Consider the following 22566-nt stretch of genomic DNA (forward strand, 5'->3'; position numbering starts at 1 on the left):
TCAGGTCCCGGGCCGGGTTTCTCCGGCCTAGGTCCTCTTTTTATTTCCTATATAGAAGGGGAAAGCGAAATTCTTCCCCGTTGAGACGGATCCAATTTTCTTCTTGTAAGGCCTTCCTAGTGTAGTCGTGGCCATGGGTTGCTTCCATAATGGGGAAGTAGGCCCAGTTGGCTTCGGTCAGGTCTTTAAAGTAGATCATGTCCTGGATATTTTTACGAACAAAGTCCTTGTCGGCATAGCGGTCCAGCATGATATTGGTAATGGACACGACTTCCGACCGGGTGATTTTTTGGTCGGGCTTAAAGGTCCCGTCGGGATAGCCCTTGACCCAACCCTTGGCTGCTGCTGAATTGATGGCTTCAAAGGCCCAGTGGCTAGACTTGACATCTTTAAAGCCCCGGTCTTGGCCACCCATCAGGCGGTCAAAGCGGGAGGCCATGGCGGCAAATTCTGCCCGGGTCACGGGCGCCTTGGGACGGAAGCTTCCGTCTTGGTAACCCTTGACCATGCCTTTTTCTGTCATAAAGCCAATGGCTTCGTAGGACCAATTTTTCTTGGACACATCGGAATAAGGCATTTGGTAGCTGCGACGGTCTCTGGGATAGTCTTTTAAGAGTCTTGCAAACATGGCTGTCACTTCTTCCCGGGTCATATTGTCTTCGGGGCCGAAGTTGCCATCATCATAGCCAAACATGTAGGCCTTGTGGTCTTCCTTGTTTAAAAGTCCCTTGTCAGACACTGGTTCAGGCTCTGTTGGATAGGCCCAAAAAGTAATCTTTGGTGGCCCGTCCTTGACAATCTTTTTGTAGATGTGGTTGGTTACTTTATCCGATGGTTTTTCTGTTCTGATAAATTCATAGCCAGGAATGTCCTTGGGTTTTTGAGTTCCCTTGTCTGAGGGACTAATCTTCTTGCCCTCTTGGTCCAAGTAGTTGGTTGTGCTTTCTTGGACAGGGGGTTCTGGTTGTTCTTTTACCTTGTATACATAGATGACATGAAGGTCGCCTTCTATTACGGTTCCGTTTGCTGGTGCCGATCCCTCTTTCATTTTAGAGAATTCATAACCTTCAAATGATTTTTGTGTTGTCGTGTAGGATTCGCCTACCGGCGCATCTTTTTTTACAACGCTTTCTGCTTCTATCTCTGTTCCATCTTCTTTTTCATATTTTACGAAGACATTCCCAGTTTTGGGTTTCGGTTGCTCTTTTACTTTGTAAACGTAAGTGACGTGGAGTTCGCCTTCTGCTACGGTTCCGTTTGCCGGTGCCGATCCGTCTTTCATTTTAGAGAATTCGTAACCTTCAAATGCTTTTTGTGTTGTTGTATAGGATTCGCCTATCGGTGCATCTTTTTTTACAACACTTTTTGCTTCTAACTCTGTCCCGTCTTCTTTTTCATATTTTACATAGACGCTTCCTGTTTTGGGCTTCGGTTGCTCTTTTACTTTGTAAACGTAAGTGACGTGGAGTTCGCCTTCTGCTACGGTTCCGTTTGCCGGTGCCGATCCATCTTTCATTTTAGAGAATTCGTAACCTTCAAATGCTTTTTGTGTTGTCGTGTAGGATTCGCCTATCGGTGCATCTTTTTTTACAACACTTTTTGCTTCTAACTCTGTCCCGTCTTCTTTTTCATATTTTACATAGACGCTTCCTGTTTTTACTTTTGTATTAGTAACTACAAATTGACTTACTTCCGCCACTTGATTTGCTATCATACTTTGAGGTGAATAACTTGTAGTAAATCCATCTATTGGTGTTTCTTCAACGCTATATGTCTTAGGAGTGAACTTTAAGTTCATATTCTTTTCTTTATTATTCTCGTATGATTTTGTAAATACCGGAAGATCTTCAAATTGGCCATAGTAATTTTCCGCTTTTGTTAAAGTAAGAGTCTTTTCCTCATCTCCCCCCTTTAATGTTACAGTTACATCAGTTTTTTCATTATCTTTAGCGTCTACCCATACTTTTAAAACCGGTATACTTACATTTTGAGACCAGCCAGCGTAAGTGTGGATAATATTTGGAGTAATTATTTGATCAGCCTCTTTTACATTGTTTTGGAAATTTACTCTTGAGAAATCAAATAATTTTTCTCTTAAATCATCCGGTATTTTTATATTTTGAATTGAGTCATCAGTATCTCCGGCACTCGCGCCATCTTTCCAGAAATACCAACCCATAAAGCTACTTCCTTCTAATTCCGGATCGGTTACTTTGTATTCTTCTAATTGGCCTTCCCAAAATTTCGGATTCTTATAAACGTCGACCGTTTTTTCTTTTTTATCTTCTGTGCCGATTTTGCCCAGATTGCCATGATAAATTAGCTTAACTCTTTGACCAAGAACTACCTTTTTATTGTCTTTATCAAGGACAAAGTCCCATTCACCGGTGCTTTTGTCATCTGCATATGCAGCTCGTGGTTGGTTTGAATAGTGACTAGCGTCTTCTTTATTCGTTCTGCCTATATAATGCAAGAAATTTGCATCGGCTTTCGTCGCTTTATAGTCATCTTTTCCTTCTGCTATAACATAGCCGACTTTTCTCTTTGCCTTTTCATTGCCTCCGGCAACTTCACTTATGGAGACATCTATTTCTTTTGTTAATGGTCCTGTTAAAAGTATTTTGGATTGTCCGTCTAAAACTCTTACATCTTTGCCAGTTGTTATATTTGCCTTTGGTGTTATAGTTACATCTTTTTCAGCGTAGATATTTGTTCCGCCAAGTTCAAAGTTTTTGCCGTGGCTTGCATATTGTTGCCAAGCTGCTCCACCTACAAAGTTACCTGTGATTGTTGCATCGTCTATAGTTAAGTCGCCGTTATTATAGATTTCTCCACCGAGTTTTGAACCGACACCACCTGTTAGTGATGATCCACCACTTATAGTTAATTTACCTTCGTTGTAAACGCCTCCACCATATGAAGATTTTGCATCTTTAATAGTGTCTTTTGACATAGTAACTGTGGCATCAGGAGCTACAAATACTCCTCCACCATATTGGCCTCCATAATAATATGTGCCGGGATTTGTAATTGTGTTTCCGCTCATAGTCACTGTTGATGGTGTGCTTTTACCTTTATGTGTTCCGATTGCAATCGCTCCACCAGTATCAGAAGCAGATGTATCTGTTATTGTATTGTTCGTAATAGTAACTGTTGCATTTGCGCCTTCTTCAACGCTTATAGCTCCACCAAAAGAAGCTATCGCCTTAAATTTATGTTCATCCATTCCAGCACCTGTCATTTTATTACCATCAATAACATGAGCGCCAGTGCCAACTATATCTATAAAGCCGCCCGCGTGATATAATTTTGAGTCAGTGCATGTAAAAGTAGATCCTTTAACTTCACTAGTGCCGTTTTGGAAACAGAATACACCGCCACTGTATCCATAGCCATCGCCTTGATTAGCTATTGTAAAAGTAGACTTATTTACTTTTACTGTGCTTCCCAGTGATCTTAAAAAGCCGCCGGTGTTAAATCCTTTTGCAATTTCAGCATTTACACCGGAAATTGTAGCTTTTACTTTGTCTCTCGTATGGATACATGCCCCTTGCGTCCCGGCATTACCGCCTTCAACATGGCCTTTATTATTCTTAAAGCTTGTTCCATTAACAGTTAAGCTACCATTTTCTTGATAAATCGCCGCACCGTGGCCATATGCTTTTACTTCATTGTTTTCAAAGCTTCCGCCAGTGATGGTAATATCTGTCTCTTCGCTTCCAGAATAAATGGCGCCACCATTTTTATCGCCCTTGCCAGCCGGAAGATCTTCTCTAGTTCCAGGTTTGTTGCCTGTGAATTCGGTATCTGTAGCTGTTAACGAGCCACCCCGTAAAAAGATTCCTCCTCCGGGGTTTTCCTCTGCCTGGTTACCTGGGAATCCATTTTGTATCTTCCCATTAGTTAAACTTATTATTCCTCCATTGGAATAGATCAGTCTCCCCTTTTGGTTTCCATCTAAAGTAATGTTTTTTAGGGTCAGGCTTACATCCTTGCCCACCTTAAACATTTGGTCCGAGGTAAAACTATCCCCCAAGATTAGCTTGGATCCAGAAATAGTTACATTCTTTTGAATCTCTAGACTTTTTGTCACTGTGATATCCTGGCTTATGGTTATATTCTCCACACCATCGGATATGGCTTTTTTTAGCCCATTAAAGTCACTGACACTGGTTGCCTGGGCAAAAACATTGGTCTTACCCAAGACCAGGACCAGGCCTAGGACCACAAAAAAGATCCAGCTTGACCTGAATTTCATCCGCTTTTCCATTTTTTCTCCTTTCTTTTCCGCCAAAAAATGCTAGCTTCCTGCTTGCATAAACCGTATGTTGATTTCCTCTCTGCTGGTTTCTCGCTTAAAATAAAAATAGGCAGGACAAACTATCGGAAAGATAGTTTATCTTGCCTATTTGAAAAGGTCCACCACAATAAGACAGACTTAGTCTGTCTGTCTGTCTGTCTGTCTGTCTGTCTGTCTGTCTGTCTGTCTGAGGATTGTATTGAAGGCATTCATGGCTTGTCAACCCTTTACACTTATTTTATGCCTATATTTTATCAAATAAATGAACATTTTTCCATGCTTTTTCTTGATTTTGGGCTATTTAAGGTAACTTTTTGCCTTTTCTCCTTGCCCTTCCTATTTTAATCTCAAATCCAGGGTCATCCGGTAGAAGTCTTTGTAGTTTCCGTGGATTTTAAAGTAGTCTTCCAGTCGGGCAATTTTTTTAAAGGCGAATTTTTCATAGAACCGGATGGCTCTTGTATTGTCTGCAGCCACGTCCAGGTCGATAAATTCCAGGCCCTGGTCCCGGGCATAGGCAAGGGTTTTTTCTAAGAGTCGGCTACCCAGGCCCTGGCCCCAATAGCCTTTTAAAACACTCAGGCTGATTTCTGCTCGATGGCCCATCCTCCCTGGCAGGGGGTTGAGGCTGACGCTACCCACTAGGTCTTGCTGGTTGAAGGCCAGGCAAATAAGGGCCCCGGCCTGGTCTGCCATGGACTGGATATAGGCCTCTTCTTCTTGGATGGACAGGGGGAGGCCTTCTTGTCCAAAGGAGAGGTTGTCTGTTTCTCCTCCTATCTTTTTTAAAAAGGCCAGAAGGTTCTCCCCATCTTGGGGCCGGGCCTGTCTTATGGTCAAGTCTTGCAAGTTGTCCTCCTTAATAAACCAGGGCAGGAAAGTTCCTGCCCTTAAATTTAGTCTCTTTGCAATTGGTCCAGGTCTAGGTCCATGATATAGCGGTCTTCTCCGGGACCATATAGTTTTTCCACAAACTTATCTTTTTTAAAGCCCAAGGACTCATAGAGGGCCAAGGCTGGCTCGTTGTCGGGGTCTACTGTCAATTGGACCCTTTGAAAGCCTTGGTTTTTGATGTCTTCCAGGACAATCCCTAAAAATTCCTTACCAATGGATTGGCCCCGGGCTTCTTCTGCAATGGCATAGTCTGAAAGATAGGCCAGCTTGTTTTCGTCCCAGGCCCGGCTGAAGTTTGCGATGCCCAATATTTTTGCATCATTCCTGTGCTCTTTCAAGACAAAAATATTGCCATAGTAGATTTGAAAGATGGCAGCAAACTTGTCAATGGCATCTGGACCAAAGGCCTCTTGGTTAAACTTTAAAAGTTCCCGGACTCTTTGAAGGTCAAAGTCCTTAAAACGGTAGATTTTCAAGTCATCATAATCGTCTAGTTTTCTTAAAACAAAATCGTCAAATTGGTCGACGTATTCATAAGCTTTTTCCATAATCCACTTCCTTTTTATTTCTCTTATTTTTTTACCCAAAGCAGAAGTCCTTTACCCAGAAATTTTTCCCTCCACCGTGGTTCTTGGGATAAAAAAGAGACCCGGCCTTTTTACCGAGTCTCAAACTTTTTATTTTAGAAAAACATCCTTTAAGGCCTCGATGACTTCTCTTAAAATATAGAAGTAATCGATGACATTATTGGCATTGACAGAAATGGTCTTGGCTGTATCTGAAATACTGCCTGAAATATCTGTCAAGGTGTTTTGTACTTGTAGGGAGGTTGCATCTACCCGTCCTGTCAAGTCGTCTACTGTGTCCGTCACCTTACCAATGGTACCAGAAAGTCTTTCAACTTCCGGTTTGATGTTTGTGACTAGGCCATTGACTTCTCCAGTAATGGATGCAGCATCTGTTGAGATCTTGTCCACATTATTGCTAATGGAGGGGAGTCTCTTTACTGTATCGTTAATGGCTACTTCGTTTTCTTCTAGTACATTTTTAATCTTGCCAGTGATTTTAAATACATTTTTCAAGACAAGGGCCAGGTAAATTAAGGCTGCAGCTCCTGCCAAGTATAAAATAATTTGAAGTAAATCACTAAGCGTTATGGTCATTTCCAAAATCCACCTCTTCTATTTCTTAGTTCTTTGCTTCCTTTTCGATTTTTTTGCTGGATTTTTCTACTTCATCGCCAATTTTTTTTGCTGATTTTTCTGCTTCATCTTTCACTTCTTTGGCAGATTCTTTGGCTTCTTTGCCTACTTCTTTGGCAGCGTCTTTAACTTCTTCGCCAACATCTTTTAATTCGCCTTTAATTTCAGTTCCACTGTCTCTAACGATTTCTCCAATAGCATTGGCTTTTGCCTTGGCAATTTCAACGTCATCTTTTAGGTCTTCTTTTTTCAAGGCTGCCTTAAGTTTTAAGTCTTCATAGGTATTTTTTACAGCTTCGCCAGCTTCATAGGCTCTAAATTGAACAGTCTCTGCTGTATCTCTTGCTACTTCTGAACCCTTTTGAGCCAATTCTTTGGATTTTTCAGAAATTTCTGCTCTGGTTTCTTCTCCACTCTTTGGAGCAAATAGGATTCCTGCAGCAGCACCAAGGATGGACCCTAAGGCTACCTTACTAGCTGTATCTAATCTTTTTTTTCTTTCATATTCTCTTCTTCTGTCTTCAAATAAATCAAATAAACTCATTTTTTTCTCCTCCATATTCTTTCTATAGGAATTTCCTGTTAACTTAATCATACCCCTCAAGTAAAAACTTCAATCACTTTTTCTCAATCTTAACAAAAACTTTTCCCTCTTCTTCCCAGACTTTGTGTAAAATAAAGACAAGTAGAGTATAATGAAGATAGATTGGAGGCTTCTATGATTGACTACCATATTCATTCAAAATTTTCAGCAGATTCCAAGGAAGATTTAGACAATATTTTTACCAGGGCTTGTAACCTGGGTCTGAGCTCTATAGCTATTACTGACCACCTGGACCCCTTTCCAGACCCAGACAGGAACTTGTTTACTTTTGACAAGGATGCCTACTTTGACAGCCTTCCCTCCTACCGGGAAAAATATCCTCAACTGGACATCCAAATCGGGGTAGAACTGGGCATGATCCCCCAAATGGTGGACAAGAACCGGGAAGAAATGTCCAAGTACCCCTTTGACTTTATCATTGGCAGTGTCCACTCGGTGGACCTCCAAGACATTGGCAGTGGAGAGTTCTTCCCAGGCCGGACCTTGGAGGAAGCCTACCGGCTCTATTATGAAGCCATGCTGGACTGCGTCAAAGTCTACGACTTCTTCCATGTCCTGGGCCACATCGACTATATTGACCGTTATGTTTCCTTTGCCCAAGGCCATCCCCAACCCCTGGATGACCGGGCCTTTGCCCCGGTTATTGAAGAGGTCCTTAAGGAAATCATCCGGTCCGGTCGGGGGATTGAATTAAATACTGGGGGCTTTCGTAAGGGCCTGGGCTATGGTCACCCAAAACCCTGGATCTTGGAAAGATACCATGCCCTGGGGGGACGAATCATCACCATTGGGTCCGATGCCCATATGGCCCAAGACCTGGCCTCCTATAGCCGTCAAGCCATCCAACAATTAAGAGATGCTGGTTTTAAAGAAGTCTTTGCCTTTAAAAATGGCGATTTTAAAAAGGAGTTTTCCCTTGACTGACAAAATCTTTTTTCAAGAAATATCCCAGGCCCAAGGGGGCTATTTGGAAAAAATTCAGGGCACCAGCCGGTATGGATATGAAAATAAACCTGCCTTTTCCACCCAATACGACTTTTTTGAAGATTTCCAAAGTCGAGGACAGGTCCCGGGAAACAGCCTGGATATTTTCGACTTTGACACCTTGACCTGGATTTTAAGAAAAGAAGCCCAGGCCAATATCTTTTACTCCCCAGCCTATTTTTTTAAGGGCCTTTTGGCCTTTTTTCGCCTAGACCTGGGATCCTTCCAGGCCTCTATCTATAGCCTTGACCCAGAAACTGGTCAAGAAAAAGAGATCTGCCAGCTGGACTTGGGAAAGGATTTAAAACTCTTTTACGGTCTCCTGGGCCCAGACCTGACTTTTTATGCCCTAGAAGACCGGGAAGAAGGCCAAATCTTTCATCTTCTCTATCCCTTTGAAAGTTCTTTTTCCCTAAAAGACAATGAGAGCCTGGAGTATTTTGACGGCGAGTTTTTCTACGGATCTGCCTGGCATGAAGAAGAGCTGGAAGGCCTAGACTACCGCTACTATAACCACTTCCAGGTCCGGGACAAGACTGGACAGGTCATCTTTGAAAAACTCGGCACCCCCTACCTAAGTCCCAAGGGAGACTATATTTTGTTGTAGAAAGAAGGAATTTCCATGGAAAAATTAAAAACCAACGACCAATCCTCCATCCGAAAAGTCATTGCTGTTCTAAGTGGCAAGGGCGGGGTGGGCAAGAGCCTGGTTTCTTGCCTTTTAGCCTCTTCCCTAAAAAAGCAAGGCTACCGGGTGGGTATTTTAGATGCCGACATTACCGGTCCCTCCATCCCTAAGGCTTTTGGCATTACAGACCATGCCACTAGTGATGGAGTCAACCTCATCCCCCGTGAGTCCAAGGGAGGGATCCAGGTCATGAGTGTCAATTTAATTTTAGAAGACCCGGCCAGCCCCGTCCTTTGGCGGGCTCCCATTATCAGCAAGGCCATTCGGGACTTTTACGAAAATGTCTCCTGGGGAGACTTGGACTTTCTTTTGGTGGATATGCCTCCAGGTACTGGAGATGTGGCCCTGACCGTTTTTCAATCCCTGCCGGTGGATGGCCTGGTCCTAGTTACCACCCCTCAAGACCTGGTAGAATTAATCGTAGAAAAATCAGCCCATATGGCCGACCTAATGAATATCCCCATTTTGGGCTTGGTGGAAAACATGTCCTATTTCACCTGCCCCCATTGTGGAGAAAAAACAGAAATTTACGGTCCCAGCAAGGTCCAAGACCTGGCCCAGCGCTATGGCATTGAAAAACACCTCCAGCTCCCCATCAATCCCGACTTCGCCCAAAAAGTCGACCAGGGTCTGGTGGAATCCATCGACCTAGCCGATCTGGACTTGTTTGCCCTGTCTTTGGATTAAAATTTATTGTCGCCAAGCTAATTGTAGGAGATGGCTCAGATTTGCAGATTAGGCGGCACAGGGCCGCCCCTACAGACCATCCGTTACCTTGTAGGGGCGACCTCGTGTCGCCCGTATTAATAATCAAACAATATAAATATAGGAAACAACACCAATATCCAGAAAATCCATGTAGGGGCTGGCCTGTTCATGGCCCTCATTGTTAATCAGAATTTATTGATTTAGGGATCCAATGAAATAAATATTCTCTCCTATATAAACAAAATCGGGTTTGCAGAACGGGCGGCACAGGGCCGCCCCTACAGACCATCCGAAAAATATCCATCTTTAAATAAAAAAATCCGCCTATCCTGATATGTACCCTCTTTACTGGACAAACCAGTAAGGAGGGTATTTTTGTGAAATATAGCTATGAGTTCAAAAAAGAGTGCATACAGTTGTATAGGCAAGGGAAATGGCCTGATACACCTGATGGGACCAAAGAAGNACACTAGTGAATTTAAGTTATCTGTAATACAATATAGGCAAATCAAGAATACTTCGCTTAGAGAGACTGCAGAGCATTTCAACCTTGTAAATGAATCCATAATATACAGGTGGGAGAAAACTTATCAAGAGCGTGGTCTTTCTGGGTTAGAAGATAACAGAGGAAGGCCTAGTAAAGATATGACTAAATCAAATAAAAAGTCTAAACTTAATACTCCAATAAACGAAAGTGAAAGAGAAGAATTAATAAGATTAAGAGAAGAAAATAGACTTCTCAAAATGAAGATAATATACGAAAAAAAGCTACAAGCCTTGCTACTGGAAGAGGAAGCAGAAGCAAGGAAAAGACAAAGATAATCCTCAAGTTAATAAAAGAATATCCAAAAAGCAAGATAAGTGAATGGCTAGAAATAGCTGAGTTACCAAAATCATCCTACTACGAATGGAAAATAAAATTAGAAAATCCAGTAGATAAAGACAAAGAAATTAGAAGGGAAATTACAAGCATAGTTGAAGAATCAAAAGGTAGATATGGCTACAGAAGGGTGACTCAAGTATTACAAAATAAAGGGCTTAATGTCAACCATAAAAGAGTTTTAAAAATAATGAGAGAAGAATTTTTGCTATGCACCAAATTTAAAACTAGATCAAGAAAATATTCATCATACAAAGGGCAAATAGGAAAGGTTGCAAATAATGTTGTAAATAGACAATTTAAAGCAAGTAAACCAAACCAATTATGGTTAACAGACGTAACAGAATTTAGAATAAAAGGTGAAGAAAAAAAACTATACCTATCACCAATATTAGACCTATACAACAGTGAAATAATAAGCTATACGCTAGGTTATCACCCAACAATAGAATTAACAAATACAATGCTAGAAAAAGCATTAGAAAAAAATAGAGACATTAAAGATTTAACTATACACTCGGACCAAGGATTCCATTATCAACATAGCTCTTGGACTAATAAACTAGAAAAAATGAATATTACACAAAGTATGTCAAGAAAAGGCAATTGTCTAGACAATTCTCCAATGGAGAACTTCTTTGGAATCTTGAAACAGGAAATGTTTTATGGGGAAGATTTTAAAAGTTATGAACATTTGATAAATGATATTGAAAAATATATTAAATGGTACAATGAGGATAGGATTAAAACAAAATTAAACGGAATGTCCCCTGTTATGTACAGATTACATTCCGCTTAAAATATTATTAAATTGTTCCGTGTTTACGGGTTCAGGTCAATCTCTCCCGGTTTTTTTAGTCCTTATTCATCATTGTCTTGGGTTAAGAGAATCATGCCGATGTAGTAGTCTTGCTGGCTGGCATCAGTAGATAGCTCTGAAATCACCAGGCGATATCTTTGACCCAGAGACTTTCCTTCAAAGGAAAATTCATTGGGGCTGGTTACAGACCCAGTACTTTGTAGGGCCTCAGCCTTTTTAAAGATTTCATTGACAGGTATCCGGATAAATTCCTGGCTCATGGTCCTATCTTTTTTATAGATAAGCAAGTCGCCATTGTCGCCCTTTACAGTAAAGTACCGGTAGTCTCCATCATTGGATGTATCAGAATTGCTGTAGTGGAGGACATAGTACTTATTAAAGCCTTGGATATCCAGGGCTTCTTGTTGGTCAAAGGCAAAGTAGGATAATCCTGGCTTGGTGGCTTCATTCCATGTTTCTTTTTCAGAGACTTGGCCAAAGCCAAAGACCTCTTCAAAACGACTCATGTTAAAGTCCTTGGGAAAGTACCTAAGGTCCTTTATGCCGTAATTATTTACAAGATAGCTACTAATGGAACTAATTTGGGCCTTGTCCTCTTCCTTGATGTTGGACTTGGCAACAATCTTCCCATTTTTCAGCATGTCATTTTTCAAAAGATAGCCTTCTAGCCTTTTTTCCTGGCTCCGACGACTGACAGCCACCATGCCCTGGGGCCCAATGGTTCCCAAAAGCAAAAGAATAACCAAGATCATTGGAAGAACCCGATTGTCCCGTCCCTTCCGCCAGATAAAGTAAACCAGGCAGATAAGGACATAGCCTCCAAAGACCAGACCCAGGTACCTGGATTCTGTAAAGCCCACATCTTGGATTCTCAAGACCAGGGCATAAAAATAAACCAAAATACTGGGGATGACCATGGCTGGATAAAAGCGCAGCATGGCTCGGCTAATAGTGTCTTCCTGGTAATCGGAGTGGAAAAACAAACATCCCACAGAGACAATTCCATACCAGATAAAGAGATTGCGAATCAAGTTAGAGGGAATCTCCTGGTTGATAAACATCTTAATAAAATATAAGTAGAGAATGACCGTATAGACAATTAAGAGAGGGGTCAAAAGCTTTTGAATCAAAACCTTGAAAGGAGTCCCTTGAGTACTGGGTTCATTGGATAGGTTTTTGGGAAAACCAGCCAAAAAGACCCCAGCTTGGAAAGGCCCAAAAATAAGAATCAAAAGGTCTACATAAATGGCATCATAGAGGCCAATGCCCAAAAGATGAACAATGGCAAATAAAACTGCCGACAAGCCCCCATAAAGGACCATGGAATAGACCAGGGCAATGACTTCACTTTTAAAGATCCGCCCCACATATTGTTCAAACTTTTCCGAACTATGTAGGCGACCCAGGAAGGTACAGGCCACAATAGTGGCAACTAAGACCCCAAAATAGATATACCAGATGGAATTATCTGAAGAATTGACTATAGCCGGTTTAATGGTCACATACATACTGATTAAAATCGCTAGGTCTAAAATATAAAGAACAATCCTAAAGCTGTCGTGACTTTTGATCCAGCTGGCCTCATAACTGTCCCTAATAAGGTCAGTTGCTAAAAAAAGGAAGACCCCCAAGACCATAACCATGGCAAAGGCTGAGGAAAAACTTGATGTAATGGTTACCGGGCCCTTGTCCATATGGTTTATATAAATGGTGCTTATGGCAAATAAAATGGCACAGACCATGGAAAGGGGAAAGCGCTGAAAGCTCACCCGGGTGTTTTTTAGTTGGTTGGTAACTGATTGTAATAATTTCATGGTTACCTCCTTTTCTTTTTCCATTATACCTTGTTTTCTAGCCCTTGCCTAGTTTTTGGACCCAACTGTAAATACTTTGTCACTTTTAAGACTAATAGTCCACCCGCATCAAATACAAACCCTCTGCCGGAGCCGTGGGGCCTAAATAGGCCTTGTCCTGGCTTTCCAGAGCCTTTTTTAAGGTGTCGGTGTCCTTGAGCCCCCGGCCAATTTCTATGCTGGTGCCCATAATTCGACGAATCATATTTTTTAAAAAACTCTTCCCGTAAAAGTGGATGACAATTAAGTCCTTCTTTCTTTTGACATCCACCCAATAGAGCTTACGGTAGGTATCCTTGACCACTGCATGCCGGCCCATAAAAACCCCATAATCCCTAAGACCTGGTAGGTCTTTTAGGGCCTTCTCCATCTTCTTTTCATCCAAAGGAAAATGGACAAAACAAGCCCTGTTTTCATAGAGGGGGTTGCGGTAGCGACCGTTGTAGATGACATAGCGGTAGAGCTTGGCCTTGGCAGAAAACCGGGCATGGAAGTCATCGTCCACCACTTGGACTCCCAGGACAGAAATATCTGGAGGAAGGTTAAAATTCACTACCCGGGGCAGGTTGCCCAAATCGATGTTGGTGTCTACCTTGAAGTTGACGACCTGGCCCTGGCTATGGACCCCCTTGTCGGTCCGGCCAGCAGACTTCAGGTCGATTTCCTGTAAAAAGGTGGCCTCCAGGGCCTCTTTGACCTTGCCCTCTACGGTCTTTAATCCCGGTTGGTCCTGGTAGCCGTGGTAGTTGGTCCCATCATAGGCCAGGGTTAGTTTAAGATTTCTTTCCATTAGACTAGGTAACGGTAGGCAGAAACCAGGACGAAAAAGGCAACATTGACCCCGGTAATGACAAAGTCGCTGGATTGAAATTCCAATTCATTGAGCTTGGTCCGGTGGTCGCCACCTCGATAGCACCTGGATTCCATGGCATTGGCCAGTTCTTCCGCCCGACGTAGGGCGTTGACAAACAAGGGTACCAAAAGAGGAACCAGGTTTTTGGCCCGACTCAGGACATTGCCGGATTCAAAATCAGCTCCCCGGGCCATTTGGGCCTTCATAATCTTATCGGTTTCATCGATTAGGGTAGGAATAAAGCGCAGGGCAATGGTCATCATCATGGCCAGTTCATGGGCTGGTAGTCCTACTGCTTTTAGAGGACTCAAGAGTTTTTCAAGCCCGTCTGTGAGTTCAATGGGTGATGTTGTCAGGGTTAAAAGGCTGGTTCCCACAACTAGAAGGACCAGGCGAATAGCCATAAATACAGCCTGTTGGACCCCTTCCTGAGAAATCTTTAAAAATCCATAGGACCAAAGACTTTCCCCCGGTGTAAAAAAGAGGTTGATGACAAAGGTAATAATCAAGATAAAGCGCAGGGGCTTTAATCCTCTTAAAACCATACCCAGAGGGATCTCAGAAGTCCGAATGACAAAAAGCAAATAGAGGGCCAAAAGACCAAAGGGCAGGTAGGCATTGACGAAAAATACGGCCACAATATAGAGGAAGACCAGGATAATCTTCATCCTGGGGTCCAGCCTGTGGACTGGTGTATCCGCTGGATAGTATTGGCCAATGGTAATATCTTTAAGCATGGCCCACCTCCTTTAGGTAGTTTTTAATTTCCCTATAGGCTTCATCCAAGGTAATGGCATCTGTCGCCACATCGGCCCCCCTGGACTTGAGTTCTTCCATGACCTTGGTTACTTGGGGTGTGGTTAGGCTGAGTTCTTCCAGCTTTTTCCCTTGGACAAAGAGCTCTCGAGGAGTCCCGTCCATGGCCACTTGGCCGTGGTTCATGACGATCATCCTCTGAGCCAGCTTGGCCACTTCTTCCATGCTATGGCTAACCATAAAAATGGTCATGTCTCCTTGTTGGTAGAGATGGTTAATTTCTGATAAAATTTCATCCCGACCATGGGGGTCCAGACCAGCAGTTGGCTCATCTAAAATCAAAACATGGGGCTTCATGGCCAGGATGCCTGCAATGGCCACCCGGCGTTTTTGCCCTCCTGATAGTTCGAAGGGAGACCGGTCTTTTAAGTCTTGGCTTAATTGGACCCGGTCCAGGGCCTCTTCTACCCTTTCCTTGACCTCTTCTGAAGACAGGCCTAGATTCTTGGGACCAAAGGCAATGTCCTTGGCCACGGTTTCTTCAAAAAGTTGATATTCTGGATATTGAAAAACCATCCCAACCCTTTTCCGGATATCCTTGAGGTTTTTAGTTTTTTTCAGGGAAACCCCATCCACCAGGACATCCCCTTCTGTTGGGATGATCAATCCATTTAAACATTGGACCAGGGTGGATTTTCCCGACCCTGTATGGCCTACAATTCCCACAAAATCTCCCTTGTCAATAGACAGGTTAATGTCCTTTAGGGCCTCCTTGGCAAAGGGGGTATTGGGGCTGTAGGTGTGGGATAGGTTTTTTACTTCTAAGATAGACATAATTGGTCAACCAGCTCCTTTACCGTTAATACCTTGTCGTCAATGGCAAAGCCATCCTGCTTTAACCTGTGGGCTAGTTCCGTCACTTGAGGAACGTCCAGGCCTATGCGCTGCATTTCTTCAACCTCAGAAAAAACCTCTTTAGGGTGGCCGTCTAAAACAAGCCTTCCCTTTTCCATGACAATGAGACGGTCAGCCAGGGCCGCCTCTTCCATAAAGTGGGTAATCAAAAGGATGGTCTTTTTTTGGGCATGGAGTTTTTGAATAGTGTCAATAACTTCCTTCCGCCCCTTGGGGTCCAGCATGGCCGTAGGCTCATCAAAAATCACGATATCCGGTTCCATGGCCAGGATGCCTGCAATGGCCACCCTTTGCTTTTGTCCTCCAGACAAGAGGTGGGGGGCATGGCGCTTGTAGTCCAGCATGTCCACTGTTTCCAGGGCCCGGTCCACCCTCTGTCTAAGCTCTTCCTTGGGGACACCTAGGTTTTCCGCCCCAAAGGCCACATCCTCTTCTACAATGGTGGCAACAATTTGATTGTCGGGATTTTGGAAAACCAGGCCCGCCTTGGACCGGATCTTCCATAAATCGTCTTCCGTGGATGTGGTCATACCTTCGATGATTACTTGTCCGGATTCCGGTAAAAGTAACCCATTCAATAATTTTGCTAAAGTGGACTTTCCGCTCCCGTTATGGCCAAGTATAGCAACGAACTCTCCCTTTTTAACCTCGAAAGTTAAATGGTCGATGGTCTTTTTACTTGGCTCATCGCCGATTCGAGGATAGGAAAATACCACATCTTTTAATTCAATCATTTCATCTCTCCTAAATTTATCTACTCCTAAGTGTACCACATTCTCCTTTTATAATAAATAAATAGGAAAAATTAAGGATAAACTTAAGAAAATAATAGAAAAAAGCGGTAGACTACCGCTTTTCTTAGGCTCTTGCCACATTTAATCTTTCTAAAAGTTTATAGAGAAGCCCCCCAAAAAAGGTGCTGATCAGGGCTGTTGGAAGGACCACAGCCAAGGCCAAGGCTCCCAGACTTGCCCCAGCAGGAAGGCCGACTAAAAAGAAGGCTGACAATAAGAAGACCAGACCAGAAATCACAGTATTGACTCCTGTTAGGATTCCAATCATTAAAGAGCTGGGTTTTTTCATCCCTTGAACCATTAGATAAAAGGTCATTCCCGATACCAACTTGTCCAGGATGGAGGGAATTTGTCCTCCGGGGAAGGTTGTTGTAATGGCTGCCAGGGCTCCGGCACACAGGGAGATGGCCACCACGGACCCGGGTTTTTTATTGAGACAAATGGCTATAAACATGGTCACCAATAAAAAGTCCGGCTTCATGCCAAAGACAAATCCCGGCAAGAAGTGCAACATGGTTCCAAGGGCTAATAATACTGCTGCCAAACTTAAATTTTTTGTTTTCATTTTTTTCTCCTTTTCATTTCATGTGAAAAAGGTGTTTAAATTAAAAAAACCATCTGCCTCCCAAACCTAGGAGCAAATGGTATATTCGCGGTGCCATCCTACTTATCTATATTCCTATAGAAACTCAATCGGATACATTCATATCCTATCTCGATAACGGGAGAACCGTCTCAGCTACTTTTTATTCGCCTCGCACTCATAGACCCATTCACTATCGACCGTTTATCAAGTTTCACCAACCCTTGACTCTCTACAAAACTAAACCAATAGCTACTATTTTCTAATCAACACTTTTTTCAGCAGTTTTATTTAATTGCTCTTAATATATCTTCTTTCCCTTCTTTTGTCAATAGCTTTTTATCAAGTTTTTCTTCCCTTTAAGAAAAAGTAATACTTGCGGATAAAATACTTCAGGAAAAAGGGAATCCCTGTGGCCAAGATTTTTCCCAACCAAAAGGCGACTTTCTTCCCTAGGCTTGGCCTGAAATAGGCCAGACTCCAAGTGAGGATCCAGGTATTTAGGGCCATGCCCAAAATGGACGTCCCCAGGTAGAGAAAAAAGCCCCTTTTATCATAAGTGGAATCAAAGACATACTTGGAAAAGAAGTAAGTAAAGATAAAGTCTGCCGTCATCCCCAAGACATTGCTCCAAAATATGGCCACTCCCCCATAGATATAGAGAAGGTAGACCAGGCCAATTTCAAAAGCCAGGGATAAAAAAGACGTGATAAAGTACTTGATAAAAACCTTGTGGCTTAAAAAAAGCCTGTGGAGGCCGGGATAGCTTTCCAAGTATTTTTCAAGTTTATCCAAATACTTAAGCATAGTCCCTCCTCCCAGGCTTTATTGACCATCTTCTATTGCTTTCCCACCAGGGCGTCGCAGATTTTTTTTGCTGCTTGTCCGTCCCCATAGGGGTTGACGGCCTTGGCCATGGCTTCATAGGCCTCCGGCTGGGTCAAGAGTTCTTGACAGGCTTGGTAGAGGCTTTCTTCTTCCGTTCCCACCAGGCGGGCTGTTCCAGCTTCTACACCTTCTGGTCTTTCAGTTTCTCTACGGACCACCAAGACAGGTTTTCCCAGAGCTGGAGCCTCTTCTTGGATTCCTCCCGAGTCTGTTACCACAAAGTGGATCCGGCTCATAAGGTTGGTAAAGGGTAGGTAGTCCAAGGGCTCTGTACAGTGGATCCGGTCATGGCCCTTGAAATAGGGGTCTGAAAGTTCCCGGACCTTGGGGTTTTTATGTCTTGGAAAGACCACTTCCACCTGGGGATTTTCATCCACAATCCGGCGAATGGCTGAAAAGATATTCTTCATGGGCTGGCCGATGTTTTCCCTCCGGTGGGTGGTTAAGAGGATGACCTTCTTATTTTCATAGTCCAGACCATTTAAAAGACTTTCTTCAAACTGGTAGTCCTTTTGGACTGTGTACTTTAAGGCATCAATAACGGTATTGCCCGTCAGGTAGATCCCTTTTGGGTCTACCCCTTCCCTTAAGAGGTTGTCTCGGTTCTTTTCCGTAGGGGTAAAGTGCCAGTGGCTCAAGACACTAACCAGGCGGCGGTTGGCTTCTTCCGGATAGGGAGAATAGAGGTTATTGGACCTTAGACCTGCTTCCACATGTCCCACCTTGACCTCTTGGTAAAAGGCCGCCAAGGCTCCGGAAAAGACCGTAGTGGTATCCCCTTGGATTAAAAGACAATCGGGTCTTTCCTTTTTAATAATCCCCTCCAGGCCCTCCAGGGCCCCAGTAGTGATATAGGTCAGACTTTGTCCGGCCTTGAAGATGTTTAAATCATAATCCGGTTGAATTTGAAAAATTTCCAAAACCTGGTCCAGCATTTCCCGGTGCTGGCCCGTTACGGCAATGACCGGGTCAAAGTCTGATCGTTTTTGCATTTCCTTGACAATAGGAGCCATTTTAATGGCTTCCGGTCTGGTTCCAAAGACAACTAAGACTTTCATTCTAGCCTCCTCTATTCCTGGGTTCCCTTGTTACTGAACATGCCAAAAAGGCTGGCCAGCAAGAAAACCAAAACAACAATAATTACACAAACCGTCAGGGCATCCTTGGCCGGTAGCTGGCTGACGATATTGGCCAAAACCCCAAATAAGATGCTGATTAAGTATAAGACAGCCACTGTTTCTCTTTGAGACAGGCCTTTGTTTAAGAGCCTATGGTGGAGGTGGCCCTTGTCAGCACTCATAATTCCCCTGCCTGAAATGGCCCTACGCAACATGGCAAAGGTGGTGTCAAAAATCGGCACCCCTAGGATAATCACAGGAAGGAAGATGGCAATGGCTGCCACAGACTTCATAACCCCCTCAATGGAAATATAACTTAGGACAAAGCCCAGTAAGAGGGCCCCCGTATCCCCCATAAAAATCGAGGCTGGGTTGAAGTTGAAAAATAAAAATCCCAAGCAAGCTCCAGCCAAAACCGCTGCCACAATGACCACCTGGGTTTGTTGGTAGCGTTGGGCGATAAATAAAAGGGAGATGGCACTAATCATGGTGACTCCCGAAGCCAGGCCGTCTAAGCCGTCTATGAGGTTGATACTGTTGGTAATTCCCGCCACCCAAAAGATGGTCAGGGGAATACCTAAATAGCCCAGGTAAACCAACTCATGACCCGGGGTGGGGTTGGTAAAAAACTCAATGGAGGACCCGCCCCAAACCAGGCAAAGGGCTGCCAGAGCTTGAAAAATCAACTTGCCCCGAGGGGTCAATCCCTTGGTGTCGTCAATAAAGCCCGATAGGACGATGACGCTGGCCCCTACTAAAAGGCCAATGGATTCCCGGTTCAGGGGACAGTAGACCAGAATTCCCAGTAAAAAAGCCAGGTAGATGGCAATTCCCCCAATCCGGGGGATGGGCTTTTTGTGGACCCGTCTGGCATCCTTGGGCACATCCATCCAATCCATTTTCAAGCAGAGCCTCCGAACAAAGGGTGTCAAGATAAAGCTCACCAACCCTGCTAGAAAAAAGCTCTTAATTGTTAGCATATCTACCATCTCTTACTTGGTACCAAACAAGCGGTCCCCAGCATCTCCTAGGCCTGGTAAGATATAGCCATGGTCATTTAATTGCCGGTCCAAGTGGCCCAGGTAGAGGTCAATATCTGGATGGGCTTTTTGGAAGGCCTCTACCCCTTCTGGGGCACCAATCAAACATACGGCTTGGATGTGGTCGGCTCCCCTTTCCTTTAGGAGGGTGGCTGCATCCGTCAAGCTGCCTCCTGTAGCCAACATGGGGTCTAGGAGGATGACTTGTCGATTTTTCAATTCTCCCGGCATCTTACAATAGTATTCCACAGGTTTTAAGCTTTCAGGATCCCGGTAAAGACCAATGTGACCCACCCGGGCTCCAGGCATCAATTGGGAAAATCCGTCTACCATGCCCAAACCTGCCCTTAAAATGGGGACTAAAACTACCTTTTTCCCAGAAATTTCTACTCCAGTGGTTTTTTCCATGGGGGTTTCTACTTCAATTTCCCTAGTTTGCAGGGTCCGGGTGACCTCATACCCCATCAAGGTAGCAACTTCTGTAGCCAATTGACGGAACTGCATACTGGTTGTATCGGTCTTTCGCATCAAGGTGATCTTGTGTTGAATTAATGGATGGTCTGTAATAATGAGTTTACTCATGGCTTTCTCCCCTATCTTTTTCTTCTATTTCTAATTGGCCAACCCGTCTTTGGTGGCGGCCTCCTTCAAATTCTGTTTCCAAAAAAACCTTCAGACATTTTTTTGCCATATCTAAGCCAATAAACCGGCCCCCCATGGCAATGACATTGCAGTTGTTGTGTCGGCGGCTCATTTCCGCTGAATAGGGATCATGGGCCCGGACACAACGGGCTCCCTTGACCTTGTTGGCTGCAATGGAAATCCCAATACCGCTGCCACAGACACAAAGGCCAAAGTCTGCTTCCTTCTTGGCTACCTTTTCAGCTACTGCTTGTCCGTATTGAGGATAATCCACACTTTCATGTCCATGGGTCCCCAGGTCCAAAACCTGGTATCCCTCTTCTTTTAAATAGGCCACCAGTTGGTCTTTTAAGTCCACGCCACCGTGGTCTGCTCCACAAGCTATTTGCATTTTATCCCTCCAAAGTCTCCATCATTAAATGGATGTTTTTCTTTAATAGATCATAAGTAATTTGGTAGATAATTTCATCCCCACCATAGGGGTCAGGGATTTCGCTACCTCCATGGTCCCAAAAAGTAAAGACCTTGTCCCTGCAAAGGTCCCTTAACTGACCTTGGATGTCCCGGGTCATGGGCACAATCCAGTCTGCCCAGGCCAGGTCTTCTTCCTGCAAGGTCTGACTTAAATGGGTCTGGCCGTCAATTCCTTCTCGGCCCAAGACCTCCAAGGATTTTTGACTCATCGTTCCCCCGGACCCATAGAGGCCCCGAGAGCGAAAATTGGCCTTGGCAAAGGCCGCCTGGCTATAGTATTGGGCCATGGGGCTCCGACAAGTATTTCCTGCACAAATATATAGGATATTCAAAGACCTAAAACCACCTTTCCCCCACAGGCCTTTAAGAGACGGTTCATGATTCCCTGGCCCATTCCCTGGAAGGAAAAACCTTCCACAAAGATTAGGTCCACGTCCTCCTCGTCACATTCTCTCAAGGAGTTAAAAATATTGTGGGCAATTTCTTCCATATGTTCTCTAGACCCCATATTAATTAAGAGGTAGGGTTTCTCGGTATAGAGGTCCATGGTTTCCTCCGTGGCCAAAACAGCAATCTTCTTGTTGGGATTTTCCTTAATCCGCTTGTTGACTTCCTTGGCTACATTGGTCAAATTCCCGGCAAAGAGCAGGCAGTCTGCCTTGGGAGCATAGTGTTTGTACTTTTGCCCCGGACTCTTGGGATGGAGGACTTCCTTGGGCTTGCCCCCTAGAAGGGCTGGATCCACATCTACATCCCCCAAGAGCTCCTTTAAATCCTCCAGGGTCACACCACCGGGCCGCAAGAGCATGGGTGGGTCCACCGTCATATCCAAAACCGTGGACTCAATCCCCACCTGGGTTGACCCTCCATCGACAATAAGCTCAATCTTCCCGGCCATATCTTCCAGGACATGGGCCGCCTTGGTAGGAGAGGGCCTGCCAGATGTATTGGCCGAAGGAGCCGCAATGGGCACTCCTGAAGCTTCAATCAAGGCTCGGGCAAAGGGATCTGAGGGCATCCGGATGGCCACAGTATCCAAACCTGCACAGACCTTGTCTGGAATCAGGTCTTTCTTGTAAAAGATCATGGTCAAGGGGCCCGGCCAAAACATATCCATACAATCTTTGGCTTCTTTGGGAATCTCCCGGACCAAGTCCTCCAGCATTTTCTGGTTGGATATATGTAAAATCATAGGGTTATCGCTGGGTCGCCCCTTGGCTTCATAAATTTTAGCCACAGCCTTGGGATCCAAACCGTTGGCCCCTAGGCCATAAACTGTTTCTGTTGGAAAGGCCACCAGGCCTCCATTTTTTATAATCATAGCCCCTTTCCCAATGACCTCTGGGTCTGTGGGGCTTTTTAATTGCAGTACTTCTGTCTCCATGGTATTCAACTCCCTCCATGTTTACACTCTTTTTATTATACCAAGAAACCGTCGGAACAACAAGAAATATGACCTTCTTGTAAAAGGCCAAATAGGCTCTTTGTCTCAGACTTATTGAAAAGCCCCAGTAAATATGTTAGTATTTTTTTGTTATGGGAAGGCCCTAAAAGGCCCTTCCCCGTTCTT

Annotated in this window: 23 protein-coding genes and 1 other annotated feature; of the genes, 5 read left to right on the forward strand and 18 right to left on the reverse strand. The window is 44.1% G+C overall.

Annotated features, from left to right (window positions below; all coding sequences use genetic code 11):
• Positions 1-40: 40 nt before the first annotated feature.
• From CS898_RS01580 to CS898_RS01600, 5 genes are all read right to left on the reverse strand, one after another.
• Positions 41-4270, reverse strand: a complete 4230-nt coding sequence (locus tag CS898_RS01580) for a MucBP domain-containing protein (RefSeq protein ID WP_143614553.1) — start codon at positions 4268-4270, stop codon at positions 41-43.
• 366 nt (positions 4271-4636) lie between these two features.
• Positions 4637-5149, reverse strand: coding sequence for a GNAT family N-acetyltransferase (locus CS898_RS01585; protein ID WP_159459101.1), 513 nt, complete (start codon positions 5147-5149; stop codon positions 4637-4639).
• 47 nt (positions 5150-5196) lie between these two features.
• On the reverse strand, positions 5197-5742 hold the full coding sequence (locus CS898_RS01590) for a GNAT family N-acetyltransferase (protein ID WP_099207872.1): 546 nt from the start codon (positions 5740-5742) through the stop codon (positions 5197-5199).
• A gap of 129 nt (positions 5743-5871) precedes the next feature.
• A complete protein-coding gene (locus CS898_RS01595; protein WP_009431276.1) occupies positions 5872-6357 on the reverse strand; it encodes a hypothetical protein in 486 nt (161 codons plus the stop codon).
• Between the two features lie 25 nt (positions 6358-6382).
• Positions 6383-6940: a YtxH domain-containing protein gene (locus CS898_RS01600; RefSeq protein WP_099207874.1), complete on the reverse strand. Its 558-nt coding sequence runs from the start codon at positions 6938-6940 to the stop codon at positions 6383-6385.
• 174 nt (positions 6941-7114) lie between these two features.
• On the opposite strand from CS898_RS01600, the gene CS898_RS01605 reads away from it, so the two are divergent.
• From CS898_RS01605 to CS898_RS01625, 5 genes are all read left to right on the forward strand, one after another.
• Positions 7115-7924 (forward strand): histidinol-phosphatase HisJ family protein, encoded by an 810-nt coding sequence (locus CS898_RS01605; protein WP_099207875.1) that lies wholly within the window; start codon positions 7115-7117, stop codon positions 7922-7924.
• Complete coding sequence (locus tag CS898_RS01610) at positions 7917-8591, forward strand: hypothetical protein (RefSeq protein WP_099207876.1); 675 nt, start codon at positions 7917-7919, stop codon at positions 8589-8591. The genes CS898_RS01605 and CS898_RS01610 overlap by 8 nt, the downstream gene beginning before the upstream one ends.
• 15 nt (positions 8592-8606) lie before the next feature.
• Positions 8607-9359: an Mrp/NBP35 family ATP-binding protein gene (locus CS898_RS01615; RefSeq protein WP_009430895.1), complete on the forward strand. Its 753-nt coding sequence runs from the start codon at positions 8607-8609 to the stop codon at positions 9357-9359.
• 471 nt (positions 9360-9830) lie between these two features.
• Entirely contained in the window at positions 9831-10202 is a 372-nt protein-coding gene (locus CS898_RS01620; protein WP_234975996.1) for a helix-turn-helix domain containing protein, read from the forward strand.
• Complete coding sequence (locus CS898_RS01625; protein ID WP_143614556.1) at positions 10136-11059, forward strand: IS3 family transposase; 924 nt, start codon at positions 10136-10138, stop codon at positions 11057-11059. The genes CS898_RS01620 and CS898_RS01625 overlap by 67 nt, the downstream gene beginning before the upstream one ends.
• Before the next feature lie 62 nt (positions 11060-11121).
• Here CS898_RS01625 and CS898_RS01630 read toward each other — a convergent pair whose 3' ends face one another.
• The 13 genes from CS898_RS01630 to CS898_RS01690 form a co-directional block, all read right to left on the reverse strand.
• Positions 11122-12894 (reverse strand): DUF4153 domain-containing protein, encoded by a 1773-nt coding sequence (locus CS898_RS01630; RefSeq protein ID WP_159459102.1) that lies wholly within the window; start codon positions 12892-12894, stop codon positions 11122-11124.
• A 91-nt stretch (positions 12895-12985) separates the two neighbouring features.
• Positions 12986-13723, reverse strand: a complete 738-nt coding sequence (gene truA / locus CS898_RS01635; protein ID WP_099207879.1) for a tRNA pseudouridine(38-40) synthase TruA — start codon at positions 13721-13723, stop codon at positions 12986-12988.
• The gene (locus CS898_RS01640) at positions 13723-14523 is read right to left on the reverse strand and encodes an energy-coupling factor transporter transmembrane component T family protein (RefSeq protein ID WP_009430967.1); all 801 of its coding nucleotides are present in this window, start codon (positions 14521-14523) and stop codon (positions 13723-13725) included. Before CS898_RS01640 ends, truA begins: the two co-directional genes overlap by 1 nt.
• The gene (locus CS898_RS01645; protein WP_099207880.1) at positions 14516-15376 is read right to left on the reverse strand and encodes an energy-coupling factor transporter ATPase; all 861 of its coding nucleotides are present in this window, start codon (positions 15374-15376) and stop codon (positions 14516-14518) included. The genes CS898_RS01640 and CS898_RS01645 overlap by 8 nt, the downstream gene beginning before the upstream one ends.
• Positions 15364-16191 carry an energy-coupling factor transporter ATPase gene (locus tag CS898_RS01650; protein ID WP_009430078.1) on the reverse strand — a complete coding sequence of 276 codons (828 nt, stop codon included), beginning with the start codon at positions 16189-16191 and terminating at the stop codon, positions 15364-15366. Before CS898_RS01650 ends, CS898_RS01645 begins: the two co-directional genes overlap by 13 nt.
• 124 nt (positions 16192-16315) lie before the next feature.
• Positions 16316-16816 (reverse strand): tryptophan transporter, encoded by a 501-nt coding sequence (locus CS898_RS01655; RefSeq protein WP_099207881.1) that lies wholly within the window; start codon positions 16814-16816, stop codon positions 16316-16318.
• A 65-nt stretch (positions 16817-16881) separates the two neighbouring features.
• Positions 16882-17113, reverse strand: a binding site (T-box leader).
• Between the two features lie 63 nt (positions 17114-17176).
• The gene (locus CS898_RS01660; protein ID WP_099207882.1) at positions 17177-17641 is read right to left on the reverse strand and encodes a GtrA family protein; all 465 of its coding nucleotides are present in this window, start codon (positions 17639-17641) and stop codon (positions 17177-17179) included.
• Between the two features lie 32 nt (positions 17642-17673).
• A complete protein-coding gene (wecB, locus tag CS898_RS01665; protein WP_009430867.1) occupies positions 17674-18780 on the reverse strand; it encodes a non-hydrolyzing UDP-N-acetylglucosamine 2-epimerase in 1107 nt (368 codons plus the stop codon).
• 11 nt (positions 18781-18791) lie between these two features.
• A complete protein-coding gene (locus tag CS898_RS01670) occupies positions 18792-19820 on the reverse strand; it encodes a glycosyltransferase family 4 protein (protein ID WP_009430268.1) in 1029 nt (342 codons plus the stop codon).
• 12 nt (positions 19821-19832) lie between these two features.
• Complete coding sequence (gene upp, locus CS898_RS01675; protein WP_009432087.1) at positions 19833-20462, reverse strand: uracil phosphoribosyltransferase; 630 nt, start codon at positions 20460-20462, stop codon at positions 19833-19835.
• The gene (gene rpiB / locus CS898_RS01680) at positions 20455-20913 is read right to left on the reverse strand and encodes a ribose 5-phosphate isomerase B (protein ID WP_009431620.1); all 459 of its coding nucleotides are present in this window, start codon (positions 20911-20913) and stop codon (positions 20455-20457) included. Before rpiB ends, upp begins: the two co-directional genes overlap by 8 nt.
• A gap of 1 nt (position 20914) precedes the next feature.
• Positions 20915-21328, reverse strand: a complete 414-nt coding sequence (locus CS898_RS01685; RefSeq protein ID WP_009431145.1) for an arsenate reductase/protein-tyrosine-phosphatase family protein — start codon at positions 21326-21328, stop codon at positions 20915-20917.
• Positions 21325-22380 carry an L-threonylcarbamoyladenylate synthase gene (locus CS898_RS01690; RefSeq protein ID WP_009431799.1) on the reverse strand — a complete coding sequence of 352 codons (1056 nt, stop codon included), beginning with the start codon at positions 22378-22380 and terminating at the stop codon, positions 21325-21327. Before CS898_RS01690 ends, CS898_RS01685 begins: the two co-directional genes overlap by 4 nt.
• Positions 22381-22566 lie beyond the last annotated feature (186 nt).

The sequence above is a fragment of the Urinicoccus timonensis genome, assembly GCF_900232945.1.
Taxonomy (GTDB): Bacteria; Bacillota; Clostridia; order Tissierellales; family Peptoniphilaceae; genus Urinicoccus; species Urinicoccus timonensis.